This is a genomic window from Nitrosopumilus adriaticus (assembly GCF_000956175.1).
Taxonomy (GTDB): Archaea; Thermoproteota; Nitrososphaeria; order Nitrososphaerales; family Nitrosopumilaceae; genus Nitrosopumilus; species Nitrosopumilus adriaticus.
The window spans coordinates 619,487-633,296 of the sequence record NZ_CP011070.1 but is presented as its reverse complement, the minus strand read 5'-3'; the positions used below and the strand labels follow the sequence as shown (position 1 = coordinate 633,296).

16 protein-coding genes are annotated in these 13,810 nt (G+C 34.0%); 10 read left to right on the top strand and 6 right to left on the bottom strand.

The features are described 5' to 3' along the window. The first annotated feature begins 14 nt into the window (after nt 1-14). Entirely contained in the window at nt 15-1,292 is a 1,278-nt protein-coding gene (locus NADRNF5_RS03760; RefSeq protein WP_048115842.1) for a glycerate kinase type-2 family protein, read from the top strand. A 191-nt stretch (nt 1,293-1,483) separates the two neighbouring features. Here NADRNF5_RS03760 and NADRNF5_RS03755 read toward each other — a convergent pair whose 3' ends face one another. Both NADRNF5_RS03755 and NADRNF5_RS11760 read right to left on the bottom strand, forming a co-directional pair. Next, the gene (locus tag NADRNF5_RS03755; RefSeq protein ID WP_048115840.1) at nt 1,484-1,780 is read right to left on the bottom strand and encodes a hypothetical protein; all 297 of its coding nucleotides are present in this window, start codon (nt 1,778-1,780) and stop codon (nt 1,484-1,486) included. 40 nt (nt 1,781-1,820) lie between these two features. After that, nucleotides 1,821-1,955, bottom strand: coding sequence for a hypothetical protein (locus NADRNF5_RS11760; RefSeq protein WP_257719706.1), 135 nt, complete (start codon nt 1,953-1,955; stop codon nt 1,821-1,823). Nucleotides 1,956-2,115: 160 nt separating this feature from the next. Between NADRNF5_RS11760 and NADRNF5_RS03750 the strand changes: the two genes are divergently transcribed. Further along, nucleotides 2,116-2,364 (top strand): hypothetical protein, encoded by a 249-nt coding sequence (locus NADRNF5_RS03750; protein WP_048118940.1) that lies wholly within the window; start codon nt 2,116-2,118, stop codon nt 2,362-2,364. On the opposite strand, the gene NADRNF5_RS03745 is transcribed toward NADRNF5_RS03750, so the two are convergent. After that, entirely contained in the window at nt 2,344-3,309 is a 966-nt protein-coding gene (locus NADRNF5_RS03745; protein ID WP_048115838.1) for an MBL fold metallo-hydrolase, read from the bottom strand. The genes NADRNF5_RS03750 and NADRNF5_RS03745 overlap by 21 nt on opposite strands. A gap of 76 nt (nt 3,310-3,385) precedes the next feature. Between NADRNF5_RS03745 and purN the strand changes: the two genes are divergently transcribed. Then, nucleotides 3,386-4,003: a phosphoribosylglycinamide formyltransferase gene (gene purN / locus NADRNF5_RS03740; protein WP_048115837.1), complete on the top strand. Its 618-nt coding sequence runs from the start codon at nt 3,386-3,388 to the stop codon at nt 4,001-4,003. On the opposite strand, the gene NADRNF5_RS03735 is transcribed toward purN, so the two are convergent. Then, on the bottom strand, nt 4,000-4,320 hold the full coding sequence (locus NADRNF5_RS03735; RefSeq protein ID WP_048115835.1) for a cupin domain-containing protein: 321 nt from the start codon (nt 4,318-4,320) through the stop codon (nt 4,000-4,002). The genes purN and NADRNF5_RS03735 overlap by 4 nt on opposite strands. A gap of 1 nt (nt 4,321) precedes the next feature. Further along, the gene (locus NADRNF5_RS03730; RefSeq protein ID WP_237089327.1) at nt 4,322-4,654 is read right to left on the bottom strand and encodes an antibiotic biosynthesis monooxygenase family protein; all 333 of its coding nucleotides are present in this window, start codon (nt 4,652-4,654) and stop codon (nt 4,322-4,324) included. Between the two features lie 44 nt (nt 4,655-4,698). Here NADRNF5_RS03730 and NADRNF5_RS03725 point away from each other — a divergent pair, with 44 nt between their 5' ends. Further along, the gene (locus tag NADRNF5_RS03725) at nt 4,699-5,562 is read left to right on the top strand and encodes a bifunctional 5,10-methylenetetrahydrofolate dehydrogenase/5,10-methenyltetrahydrofolate cyclohydrolase (protein WP_048115831.1); all 864 of its coding nucleotides are present in this window, start codon (nt 4,699-4,701) and stop codon (nt 5,560-5,562) included. After that, nucleotides 5,552-6,115: a 5-formyltetrahydrofolate cyclo-ligase gene (locus NADRNF5_RS03720; protein WP_048115830.1), complete on the top strand. Its 564-nt coding sequence runs from the start codon at nt 5,552-5,554 to the stop codon at nt 6,113-6,115. The genes NADRNF5_RS03725 and NADRNF5_RS03720 overlap by 11 nt, the downstream gene beginning before the upstream one ends. Here NADRNF5_RS03720 and purD read toward each other — a convergent pair. Beyond that, a complete protein-coding gene (gene purD / locus NADRNF5_RS03715; RefSeq protein ID WP_048115828.1) occupies nt 6,106-7,368 on the bottom strand; it encodes a phosphoribosylamine--glycine ligase in 1,263 nt (420 codons plus the stop codon). The two genes, NADRNF5_RS03720 and purD, sit on opposite strands and share 10 nt — an antisense overlap. Before the next feature lie 86 nt (nt 7,369-7,454). Here purD and ileS point away from each other — a divergent pair, with 86 nt between their 5' ends. The 5 genes from ileS (at nt 7,455) to NADRNF5_RS03690 (ending at nt 13,794) form a co-directional block, all read left to right on the top strand. Then, nucleotides 7,455-10,652: an isoleucine--tRNA ligase gene (ileS, locus tag NADRNF5_RS03710; protein ID WP_048115825.1), complete on the top strand. Its 3,198-nt coding sequence runs from the start codon at nt 7,455-7,457 to the stop codon at nt 10,650-10,652. 52 nt (nt 10,653-10,704) lie between these two features. After that, nucleotides 10,705-11,292 (top strand): DNA protection during starvation protein, encoded by a 588-nt coding sequence (gene dps, locus NADRNF5_RS03705; RefSeq protein ID WP_048115823.1) that lies wholly within the window; start codon nt 10,705-10,707, stop codon nt 11,290-11,292. Nucleotides 11,293-11,403: 111 nt separating this feature from the next. Further along, entirely contained in the window at nt 11,404-11,733 is a 330-nt protein-coding gene (locus NADRNF5_RS03700) for a hypothetical protein (RefSeq protein ID WP_048115821.1), read from the top strand. A gap of 40 nt (nt 11,734-11,773) precedes the next feature. Further along, complete coding sequence (locus NADRNF5_RS03695) at nt 11,774-12,880, top strand: succinate--CoA ligase subunit beta (protein WP_048115818.1); 1,107 nt, start codon at nt 11,774-11,776, stop codon at nt 12,878-12,880. Further along, nucleotides 12,877-13,794, top strand: a complete 918-nt coding sequence (locus NADRNF5_RS03690; protein WP_048115816.1) for a succinate--CoA ligase subunit alpha — start codon at nt 12,877-12,879, stop codon at nt 13,792-13,794. Before NADRNF5_RS03695 ends, NADRNF5_RS03690 begins: the two co-directional genes overlap by 4 nt. The last annotated feature ends 16 nt before the right edge of the window (nt 13,795-13,810 follow it).

The window sequence follows — 13,810 nt, the reverse complement described above, 5'->3', positions numbered from 1 at the left end:
TATTGAGTTTCAGTATGATTATACAAAATTTCAAAGAGTTGGCAACTACAGATAAGAAAAAAGATTGCCTAGAAATTTTAGAGGCAGGTCTTCAAGCAGCAGATCCTCAAAATATCATTCCAAAGTATGTATCACCAAATGAAATTAAGATGAATAATAAAATCATCAATATTGGGAAATATTCAAACATCTATTCTGTAGCTTTTGGAAAAGCTGGAGATTCTATGACAAGGGCATTAAATGCAATAGTACCTATAAAAAGTGGAATTGTGGTAATTCCAAAAGGATCTAAATCAAAAATCAAAGGAAAGAAATTCCAAATTTTCAATTCCAGACATCCTGAACCTGATAAAATAAGCGTGAAAGCTGCCAAAGAAGTAATGAAATTTGTTCAAAATAAGCGAAGTGATGAATTTATCATTTTTCTTGTATCAGGAGGAGGATCATCTCTTTTGGCAATGCCTGATGAAATTACTCTTGATGACAAAGTTCACGTTACAAAATTGCTTTTAAAAACTGGAGTGACCATTCAAGAGTTTAATTGTATTCGAAAGCACCTATCAAAAATCAAAGGCGGAAAATTAATTGAAAATATGAAATGCCAAGGAGTTAGTTTGATATTGTCAGATGTGGAAGGAGATGATCTTTCATCCATTGCGTCAGGTACAACATACATGGATGATACAACATATGCAGATGCATTAGATATTATTGATAAATACAAAATACGATGGAAGATACCAACAGAGGTTTTACAAATTCTAGAGAACGGATTAAATAAAAAAACCAAAGAAACACCAAAAAAAGCGCAAATTGATAATTTTGTTATTGCAAATAACAAAAACTGTTTAGAAGCAATGCAAAAAAAAGCTGAAGACATAGGATATAATGTGTCAACTATGCAGATTTTCGGAGACATTAAAGAAGCAGTACCAAAAATACTCGAAAACATTTCAGAGAATCACAACACATGTCTGATTTTTGGAGGAGAACCAACAGTGAAAGTTTTGGGCAAAGGTGTGGGAGGCAGAAATCAAGAGTTAGTTTTAAGAATTTTAAAGAATACTCAGAAATCAAAAAAAATAATCATCGCATCCATGGGAACAGATGGGATAGATGGAAATTCCAGATTTGCAGGTGCCATAACAGAAAATACCAAAATTGATTTGAGTGTAATGAAAGAGTTTCTCAGAAATAGTGATTCAGGCAGATTCTTTGAAAAGCAAAAAGCAAACATTCTAACAGATTTCACTCACACCAATCTAATGGACATAGGCATGGTTTTAAGATAAATTTATAGAATTTTGAAGCTACTTATGGCAATCACAAGTGCAGCTGTTTGGGATACATCGATGATTAATACAATCTCTACATCCTTTACTTCTTCCACTTTTAACTCGCAACCATTCTTTATCCAATTATTACACTGATATTTTGTATTTTTGATTCAAGATAAACTATTGTAAATTAAAATTCAAATCCATCATGATTTTTCATAATAATCAACAGGATGTGTGAATTGTCTATTATAGTCAACTTCCTTCCAAAATTTTTCTTCGTCAATATCCTTTCCTTCTTGAATCCAAACATTAAGGATTTTTTGCATAAACATTTGTGTTGTGTCATCAATTTGTGGTCTTATACCAGTCTCTTTTTCTATTCTATCTCGTTCTTCTTTGAATTTTTTTAGCAGACCTTTGAGATTTTTACCATTTATTTGGGCAGATTTATTTCTTTTTTGAGTCTGTAAATCTTTTCTGAAATTCGATAAAAACCCCATTAGTGGAATTATGTTTTTGGTTTAAAAAAGAGTTTATAATTTAATCCTCAGAATCATCGTATTTTTCATCCTGAATATAATTATCTTGTAGCTCCAGTTGATGTTCCTGTTCTTTCATTTCATCCTGCTCTAGTTTCTTCCATTCTTTGGCTGTATTATCATCCTTATCGCTCATAAATTAAGTCATAAATCACTACATATTAGCAGAGTCATAATTTTCAAGTTTGATACCATTAATTTTTATCTGCATGAATATAGGGCGAGAATTTTTCATACAAGGTAGACATCACATGATCTTTTAATACAACAAAGTGGTAATAATGCCTAGAAACAAGATGCTTGAAAAACAATTCAATCCAGATTTGCTGTATAATAGAATTGTTCATTTTTACATTGATAAAAAAGGGTATTCAAAAGACAAGGCAAATGCAATTGCTCAATCCATAGTACAAAAGGAATCTCAAAGAAGAATATGTAAAAATGAAAAATGTAAACATTTTTCACACGACCACATTAGAAATACTGAAACATGTCTAGTTGAGAATTGTGATTGTAGTAGATTTTCAACTAGTAAAATCATCTAAAGAATTTTCTATAAGGGGTTGGGCATTAATACCGATTTTGCGTAATTCTTGTGCAAACTCATCTACGAAACCATGAATTGTGTATACTTGCTCTGCCCCGGATTGTACAACCATATCTACAAGTTCATTATAATCACAATGATCACTCATTGTAATTGAATAGTCAGCTCTTCTTCCAAAAGAGAATCTAGTAGATTGAGCCCATCCGCTGAATCCAATTGTTACTGCACCATATTTTGATTTCATATCTTGAAGGAATTTATTTTTACTTGACATTAGAGGTGCTACCATCACCCATGGTTTTTTATCTAGTAGTCCATTTTTTTCAGCCTCTGAATGACCGATTCCATCATTTAGTGGCACTCCGAGTTTCTGATGAAGTGAATTCATGTCTTTTACAGAATCATGAAAATAAAGAGGTCCCCAATGACCAAATAGTTGGGTAATGGTTTGAGCTTTTCCCAATTGATACCCCATTAAAATAACTGGTATTCCTTTACCGTAAAGTTCTGAAATCAATTCATTGACTTGCTTTTGTATTTCATCTATTTTTGGAAAAACAAATTCGGGTAATCCAAAAGTACATTCTGTAATCAATGTTTTACATTTTGGAATTTTTGCTCCTTGCAAAAAACCTCTATCTCTTGTACAGATATCTCCAGTGTAAAAAATATCATCAAAAAGCAATCCTTTGGCACCAAGAATATGACCACTATCAATTAGAGAGAAATTCTCCAATGCTTCCACATGCTTTTCCATTTTAAATCCACGAAGATTTGCAATTTCATTTGTCTCAATTGATGCTAAAATTGTACCGCCATTTTTAGTTGGGAGATGATCGGAATGAGCATGAGAAACAAAATTGATTCCAGATTTATCAGTATTTTTAGGATCTAGGTAAACACGATTTTCATTTACCTCACACAGGATTCCATTTTTAGTCATCCTGACTTTTCTAGGCAATGAAAATCAAAATAATTGGATTTGATATAAATTGCAGGTTTGATCTAGTATTGACTAGTTGCTAAATCTAGGAATTCTAATCTCAGGTCGTGGGAGCAACATGGAGAGTATTCTCAAGTCAATTAAAAGGAAAAAAATTCCAATAAATCCATCAGTAGTTATTTCAAATCGAAGAGATGCCAAAGGCCTCAAAATTGCTAAAAAATTAGGAATCAACACAGAGGTAATCGAGAGCAAAAGTTTTGAAGGAAATAGAGAAGATTATGATAAAAAAATAATCTCAATTCTAAAAAAATACGGGGTTACCCCGGATAACGGCCTAGTATGTCTTGCAGGATTTATGAGAATCATTAGCCCACAATTTGTAAAAAAATTCAAAAATAGAATAATCAATATTCACCCAGCATTGCTTCCAAGCTTTACAGGATTGAATGCTCAAAAACAGGCATTAGATTATGGTGCCAAGTATTCAGGATGTACAGTACACTTTGTAGATGCAGGAATGGATACAGGCCCAGTGATCATTCAGGCAGTTGTAAAAATCAAGGAAAATGATACAGAAGAATCATTATCAAAAAGAATCCTAAAAGAAGAACACAGAATCTATCCTGAAGCAGTAAATCTAATTGCAAGAAATAAAGTCAAAGTTTTTGGAAGAAAAACTATCATCAGTTAAGAATCAGGCCCACCAAAAAAATACAAAACTTTAAGCTCTTTTGAATTCCCGTGAAAAAAATGCTCTACGTCTTTTCCAACAAAAAATAATTTATCTTTTGAAACAGGGTAATCTTTGTCATTAATTTTTAAAAAGCCATCTCCAGATATCACATAATAAACCTCATCAGTGTCATGAGGCTCTTGTGTGTCCTCCTCACCAGGTTGTAAAACCAAAATACCTGCAGCAAGACTATCTCTATTAATAAAAGTGTGAAAATATGAATTATTTTTTTTAATTTTTTCAAGATATGAATTTAAGTCATAATCTAGTTTCAATTTATTCAGCAGCAATTGAAAATGTTTTTCGTGCGGGTGGCGCACTCATATAGGAATGTCCCTCTGGATGGAGTTTATCGTGTTCAGGGCTATTATGCATCTTGATGAAAGTTTCTTTGCTCTCATGCTCCACTATTATTCTATATCCCCCATCGTTTGCTTTTAGAAAGCGTCTTGAGATAAATCCAGGAAAGTTTGCCAGTATTTTGTTTGATTCTGAAAACCATTTTTTAAAATCTTCTTCAGCACCATCTTTTAGCTGAACATCTGCCATCATTACAAACATGCTGTGACTAGAAATATCACCATTAAATTTCTTTTCTGAGATTCGCAATTATGAATTCCAAGAATTAAATATCTACAAATCAAAATCAAAGTATGACAGGCATTAAGATTGACGGCAAAGTAATTGCTCAATCAGTCAAAGACAGGGTAAAAAAGGCAGCAGAAGAGCTCAAATCTCAAGGAATCAACCCATGTTTAGCCACGATTTTGATAGGAGACAATCCTGCATCTGCCACATATGTAAGAAACAAACACATTGCATGTGAGGAAGTAGGAATTGTAACAAAAGATCATAAACTGGATTCAAATGTCACACAAATAGAACTAAATGGAATCATCGATAATCTCAATTCCGACAGTTCAGTGCATGGAATTCTAGTTCAGCTTCCATTACCCCCACAGCTAGATGAATTTGCAACCACATCAAGAATATCACCAATTAAAGATGTTGATGGATTAACCCCACATAATGCAGGATTACTTGCCATGAAAAAAGCTGCACTTGTAGCATGTACACCATCAGGTGTAATGGAAATGTTCGAACATCATAAAATTGATCTAGAAGGAAAAAATATTGTTTTGATTAATAGAAGCAATCTAGTAGGAAAGCCACTTTATCATCTATTATTAGAAAAAAATGCCACGGTAATAACATGCCACTCTAAAACAAAGAACCTTACAGAGTTTTGCAAATCCGCAGATATCATCATTACAGCAGTGGGAGATAGAAACAAGTTCACTCTAACACCAGAAATGATTAAACAAGATGCAATTGTTATTGATGTTGCAATATCCAGATTTGAAGAAAAACTTGTAGGAGATTCGGATTATGAGCAAATTATTAAAAAAGCATCTTTTGCAACACCAGTTCCAGGAGGAGTTGGTCCAATGACAGTTGCCATGCTATTAAAAAATACAATTACTGCTGCATCATTGAGTACTCAAATTGGAAGATAGTTCGAAAAAAGATTCACTGAGAAATCTTTTGCTAGAAAAAAGAGATAACACATCTTTTGATCTTCTAAAGATTGCAAGTCAAAAGATGCAGAAAAAAATTAAAAAGATTTATGCATTCAAAAATGCCAAAAAAATCGGGGCATATTATCCAATTCAAAGTGAAATTTTCACACAGGACATCATTCAAGAATTAATTAGTGATGGAAAAGAGGTGTTCCTACCAAAAGTAATTGGAGAAAAAATGGAATTTAGGAAAATAAAGGATTTTGCGAGCCTAGAGAAGGGTAATTTCGACATTATGGAGCCAAAAGAGGACTGTCCAACAGATAACAATCTAGACGTCATTTTAGTTCCAACAGTAGGCATTTCTCCTGAGGGAGTAAGATTAGGATACGGGTATGGATTCTACGATAAATTTCTAGCAGAAAATAGCACAACAACAATTGCATTAATTTTAGAAAAACAAATTGTAAAAAATATTCCAAAATCAGATCATGATGTAACTATTGATTGGATAGTAACAGAAGATAGATTTTTTCAGACTCAAAAATAAGATATTCCCTTTTTACCAATATCTGTTCTACAATACTTACTATTCCAAGATATTTTATCAGATGCAGCATATGCATTTTTTATTGCGTCCTCCAAGCTATCACCCAAAGCAGTAACACCCAAAACACGCCCTCCATTTGAAAGAATTTTTCCATCTACTTTTTTTGTACCGGCATGAAAAACATATGATTCGTTTGGAATTGAATCAAAACCTGAAATGGTTTCATCCTTTGGATAAGACTCTGGATATCCCTTTGATGCCAAGACAACACATACGGCGTATTGGTTTTTCCAAGTGGGCAAAGGCATGTCAGATAATTTACCTTCAATACTTGCGACAAAATAATCATACAAATCAAAATCCATTCGCATTAGAATTGGCTGACATTCGGGATCACCCATTCTAACATTGTATTCTAAAACATAGGGCTCATCATCTCTAATCATTATTCCTGCATACAAAAAACCCTTGAATTCAATAGATTCATTTTTCATTGATTGTATTGTTTTATCAATAATTTTTTTCTGTATTTTTTCTGCCATTGTATCTGTGATTATCGGAGTTGGGGAATAAGCACCCATTCCACCAGTGTTTGGACCTTTGTCATCATCATAGATTCTCTTATGGTCTTGACTAGATGCCATAGCTAAAGCAATTTTTCCATCAGAAAGTGCAATGTATGATGCCTCAATCCCATCAATTCGTTCTTCAATGATTATTCGATTTCCAGCCTCACCAAATGATTTTTTGATCAGAATTGTTTGAATTGCAGATACTGCTTCATCAAGACTATCACAAACAATCACACCTTTGCCTGCTGCAAGTCCATCAGCTTTTACCACCACGTTGTAATCAAGTGATTTTACATAATCTTGAGCTTTAGTTGCATCATCAAAAATTTCAAATCTAGCTGTTGGAATATTATTTCGCTTCATGAAATCTTTGGCCCATATCTTACTTGATTCGAGTTGTGCTGCCTTTTTAGAAGGGCCAAAAACTTTGAGATTTATTTGATTAAATTTATCAACAATTCCTGCAGCCAAGGGATCTTCTGGGCCAACTACAGTAAAACAATTATTTTTTTTAGCAAAATCAGCTAATCCATCTAAGTCATTGACATCAATTGAGACATTGTTTTTAGTCCCACCATTTCCGGGAGCTGTAAAAACTGTATCAACTTTATCACTTTGAGATAATTTCCAGGATAATGCATGCTCTCTTCCTCCAGAGCCGACTACTAGGATATTTACCAACAAAAATCATCTTTTGCTCAATTATATAATCCAAGTCTCATCAAGTCAATTTAGCTTTATAATGCCACATACATATCAAAATCCAGATGGAACTTTCTACAAAGTTTGATGCAAAATCAGTAGAGACCCAAGTAAAAGAATACATCAAATCTATTGATTTAGAAAAACAAATTTTTGCATCAGATAAACCTGAAAAAATTAGATTTATTGAAGGTCCACCAACAATGAACGGAATTCCACATGCAGGACATCTAAGAGGCAGAGTCATCAAAGATTTGTGGTATAGATTCAATACATTACAAGGAAAAAAAATTGAATTTAATGGAGGATGGGATACACAAGGCCTTCCAGTAGAATTGCAAGTGGAAAAAGAGTTAGGGGTTTCAGGTGGAAAGACTGAAGCAATTAAACAATTTGGAATTGAAAGAATTGTCACTGAATGTAAAAAAGTTGTAAAAAAATACAACAAGTCTTGGGTAGAAGTAGATGAACTTCTTGGGATGTCATTTAATCATGAAAAAGCATATTGGACTTATAGAGATGAATTTATTGAAAGAGAATGGCAAGTACTAAAAAAAGCACATGAAAATGGAATATTAGAAGAAGATTTCACAGTGATTGCATACTGCCCCAGTTGCCAGACATCACTAAGTCATGCAGAAGTAAATCAAGGATATGAAGAAGTAAAGGATCCTTCATTATATTACAAAGTAAAACTAGTTGATGAAGATGCATTTTTGATTGTATGGACGACCATGCCATTTACTCTAGTTACTGATGCAATGGTAGGATTACAGCCAGAAGAAGATTATGCATATGTCAAAATTGAAAACGAAACATGGGTTGTTGGAAAAACAAGACTAGAAGAATTTATGACAGAGATTAAAATTGAGAATTATAAAATTGAAAAAACTGTAAAAGGTTCTGAATTTGAAGGGAAGAAATACGCCCACCCATTACTTGAAGAAATACCAGAGTTAAGAGAATGCTCAAAAAGTAATAATTTTCATGTGGCAGTCTCAGAAACATTTGTCGATGCAAGTACAGGCAGTGGTCTTGTTCATTTATCTCCAGCTAACGGAGAAGAAGATATCAAAATAGCCAACAAAAGAAAAGTAAAGATTTTCAGCCCAATTGATGATGAAGTAAAATTTACCAAAGATGCTGGAAAATATCAGGGAATGTTTGTAAGAGATGCAGACAGGACCATAGTAGAAGATCTAAAAGAGCATAATGCACTAGTAAAAATTGGAAAAATTAAACACAAGTATCCTCTTTGTTGGAGATCACACCATCCAATAGTGTGGCTTGCAAGAAGAGGATGGTTTTACAAATTAGACAGACTAGAAAACAAAGCAATAGATGCAGCAGAAAGTGTAGAGTATTTTTTTGAGCAACCAAAAAATAGATTCTTGGGAATAATCAAAGAAAAACACCCTTGGTGCATTTCAAGAGAAAGAATATGGGGATGCCCTTTACCTGTATGGAATTGCGAGGATTGTGGTGAGAAAAACTGGTTTTTCTCAAGAAAAGAAATTGTTGATGCTGCAACCAACTTGCCTGATGGCCCCGACTTTGAATTACACAGACCTTGGATTGACAACATTACAATAAAATGTAAAAAATGTGAAAGCTCAAAAACAAAAAGAGAAGAGTATGTTTTAGATACATGGCACAATAGTGGATCTGCACCATACTCATCATTGACTGATGAGCAATACGCCAATGAAATTCCAGCCCCATTTTTCACTGAAGGAATTGATCAGACTAGAGGGTGGGCATACACTCTACTAATTGAAAATGTAATCTTAAACAATGGCCCCAATCCACCTTACAAATCATTTTTGTTTCAGGGACATGTGCTTGATGAGAATGGTGGAAAAATGAGCAAAAGTAAAGGGAATGTTTTGGAAGGTGCAGAGTTATTGCAAAAATATCCAGTTGATTTGATAAGATTCTATTTCATGTGGAAGGCAAGTCCTATTGAGCCACTTAGTTTCAGCACTGATGAATTAATGTCCAGACCATATCAAGTCATTAATACATTATTTAATCTCCACTTGTATTTCAAACAAAATAGTCAATACGATAATTTTGAACAATCAAATACAATTTCATGGGCAAAGCAAAATGATTTACTCACATCACCAGATATTTGGCTGCTATCAAAACTTCAAAAACTAATTCAAAAAATCACAGAAAAAAATCAAACATGCAAATTCCATGAAAGTGCAAAAGCAATAGATGATTACATAATTAACAATCTAAGTCAAATCTACATTCCAATTACTAGAGGGGAATTGTGGGATGAGGACGAAGACAAAAAGAATAGAAGACTATCAATTTATGCAGTACTAAGTGAAGTACTCAAAACGTTAGATATTTTGATTCATCCATTTTGTCCATTTACAAGTGAGTATCTATACCAGACAGTATTTGAGGGCAAGCAGAGTATTCTTTTAGACAAATGGCCAGAATATGAAAAGTCACTTGTAAACGAAGAGATTGAGGAATCTTTTGACATTATGAAAGACGTGGTGTCTGTATCATCTGCGGCAAGGATGAAAGGGAAATTAAAAAGAAGATGGCCATTAAATGAAGCACAGATTTGTGTCAAAAAAGATCAAAAAACTAAACTTGAATCACTATCAGATTTGTTGCAATCTCAATTAAATGTAGAAAAATTCTCAATTGTAGAAACTCAAAAAGATTCAGGACTGGAACAAATTTTAGAATTAAGACAATTAGGAATGCCAGTAAAACCAGTAATCGAATTAGAGAGAAAAAGAATCGGACCCAAAGCAAAACAACACATGGGAAAACTTGTTGCAAAATTTGCAGAAACAAATCCAGAAGAAATCATTTCATCATTACAAGAAAATTCAAAATATGACTTTGATATTGATGGAGAAATCATTTCATTAGACAAGGAAGATTATGTTGTAGATTTTGATGCAAGTGAAAATTTTGCAGTATCTAAAAGGGACAATTACATAGTATTCATTTCAACATCCAGAAATAAGGAGATGATGGCCAAAGGACTGATAAAAGATATTGCAAGAAGGCTCCAAACTCTCAGAAAAGAGAGAGGATACAATCCTACTGATGTCTTAGAGACAGCATCAATTCTTGATTTGGATGAGGAATCACTGGAAATGATTCAAGACAAGGCAGATGACTTGGCATTTTTAGTCAGAGTAAAACAGGTGAATTTTTCAGAATCATGCAAAGAGTATAAAGACGATGATATTGACGGTCAAAAAATAAGAATATCCGTAGAATAGATATCAAAATTCAATGTAATATTTTTATTACAACCAGAAAGTGTAAAATCAAATGTCTGAATCAAATGAACCAAATGTTGTTGGAATCAATGTTCTAAAGCAAAATGGGCTAGATGTTGATGAACTGGTAAAAGAGTTGATAAAAAATGCAGCAGTTGAATTTACTGCATACTATTACTTTACCAATCTACGAGCACATTGTACAGGCATGGAAGGTGAAGGACTAAAAGGAATTATTGAAGATGCAAGACTAGAAGATCTCAGTCACTTTGAATCATGTCTTGAGAGAATCTACCAATTAGGAGGAGCCCTTCCAAATGATGCAACAGAATTTATCAAAATGTCTGGATGTGAGTTCTTACAGCTTCCAGCAAATCCAACAGATCATAAAGCAATTCTAGAGAAATGTCTCAAAGCAGAACAGGGTGCAATTGTCAATTGGAATAAAATTTGCCAGATGACATTAGGAAAAGATCCTGCCACATATGATATTGCAAAAGATATCTTAGCTGAAGAGATTGAGCACGAGTCTTGGTTCTTAGAACTAATCTACGGGCGACCATCAGGACACATGAGAAGAAAGTTTTCTGGTGAAAGACCACATACTGGAAAACACTCTAGAGCACTCGATATGGCCTAAGGCCAAATCACTTTCTTTCTTTTAATTGTAAATTTTGTGATTTTATTGACGACAAGTTGTGAAGATGCGTTGTTTTATCACGGTTAAATAGAAAAATCACTCACAGAGAATATGGTAAAACAGATTAGCTTAGATGCATGGCAGATTCAACAGTTATCAGATCTACTAGAAAAGGGTTCAAACATTGTTGCAAAGACAAATAGACCAATTGTACTGTACAGACAAACTCTTGAAGAAGAGGATGAATCCTATGAAGAAATTGTCTGCACTCTAACCAAAGGATATGTTATTGAACAGATGGTGACATCAGGCGGTGTTTTAGTTCCAAGTTTTCATCAGCAGTTTGTATTTACAATTAAAGAGTATCCTGAGGAATTATTACGAAAGAGCAAAGATCGCTTTTTAGAAATGATTGATTTTCTTGATGAGCAATTAAAATAGCATCATAGTTAATAAAGACCGTAGAGTTCACATTTTTTGCATGCAATTACTAGAATTTCAGGCAAAGGAATTATTTAGAGAATACGGAATTAACCTACTAGAGAGCATATCATCTACAAATATCGAAGACGGTAGAAAGCATGCAAAAGAATTAGGATATCCATTTGTAATTAAAATCCAAGTCCCAGTTGGAGGTAGAGGAAAAGCAGGCGGAATTCAAAAATGTCAAAACGATGATGAATTTGAACTAAAATATCCTCAAGTAATGGACTTGACAATCAAAGGAGAGAAAGCAAGAGCAATTTTACTTGAAAAAATGGCAGATATTAAAAAAGAGCTGTATCTGTCACTATTTTTGAATCGTTCAAAAAGATGCTACACAATCATTGCATCTGCAGAAGGGGGCGTAGAGATCGAATCAGTCAAAAATCAAATTATCAAAGAAGTTGGATTAGGACATGTTTCAGATGAACTTGCAAAAGAAGTTGCAAAAGAGATGGGGCTGGAAGGAACTACTGCAGAACAATTTGTAGACACTTTGAAAAAATTATCAAAACTCACTATTGAAAAAGAGGCAGAATTGGTAGAAATTAATCCACTTGCAATAATGCAAGATGACACAATCATGGCACTTGATGGTAAATTTGTAACAGATGACAACAGTAACTTTAGACATCCAGAACTACAAAAATATCAAGAAAAGACAGAGATTGAAGAGCAAGCTGAAAAAAGTGGATTTTCATTAGTAGAGTTAGATGGAGACATTGCAGTTGTAGGAAATGGTGCAGGTCTTGTAATGTCTACATTAGACATGTTATCAGATAATGGTGGAAAGCCAGCATGTTTCTTAGATGTTGGTGGCGGCGCAACTACTGAATCAGTTTATGAGGCATTGACTTTGATTAGTAAATTAGATAGAGTAAAAGGAATTTTAGTGAATCTGTATGGAGGAATTGTAAAGACAACAGTGGTAGCTGAAGCATTTCTAAAAGCATATGAAGATAATTTAATTGACTTGCCAGTATTTTCAAGATTAAAGGGAACAGAGTCAGATAAAGCAAAAGAAATGTTGCAAGGATCCAGAACCAAAATATTTGATTCAGTAGAGGATGCTATCAATGCTGCAGTAATGGGAGTTAAGAAATGACAGATATTTTTGGACTCCTAAAAGGAAATCCAGGAGAAGATGATTATGAAAATAAAGGAGTCATAGTTCAAGGAATTACAGGATCATATGGATCACTGCATGCAGGAAAAATGTTGGAGTATGGAACCAACATTGTTGCTGGTGTCACTCCAGGCAAAGGAGACCAAACATGGAATGAAAGTGTACCAATTTACAATACCATGCAAGAGGCAGTTGATGCCACCCACGCTAAAATCTCAATCATTTTTGTTCCAGCAAAATTCTTTCTATCAGCTGCAAAAGAAGCATTAGAAGCAGGAATCAAACTGCTAGTTGCAATTCCAGAACATGTCCCTATTAGAGACACTATGGAGACTTTAGAACTTGCAAATCAAAAAGGAGCAGTAGTAATCGGACCTAACACTCCAGGAATTATGATTCCAGAATTAATTAAAATCGGAATCATGCCACCAATGCCATTCAAGGCAGGAAAAATTGCAGTATTGTCAAAAAGCGGAACATTACTCTATGAAATTTCTGATGCATTAACCAATGCAGGATTTGGTCAATCAATTACAATTGGTATTGGAGGAGATCCAATTAACGGAACAAGACTAATTGATGCATTTGACATGGTAAAAGACATTCCAGATTTGGAAGGAATGGTAGTTGTAGGAGAAATAGGAGGAGACTCTGAGGAAATGCTGGCTCAAAGAATCATAGATACTGGATTTAGCAAGCCAACAGTAGCTTACATTGCAGGCAGAGCAGCACCCAAAGAAAAGAGAATGGGACATGCAGGAGCAATCGTAATGGGAAATTATGGTTCTGCAGAATCCAAAATTTCAATGTTTAACAAGGCAAACATTCCAGTAGCAAAAAGACCGGCAGAAGTACCAGTATTATTAGCTGGAAAAATGGATAAATCCGATTAGAATAAAAGAGAGAGAT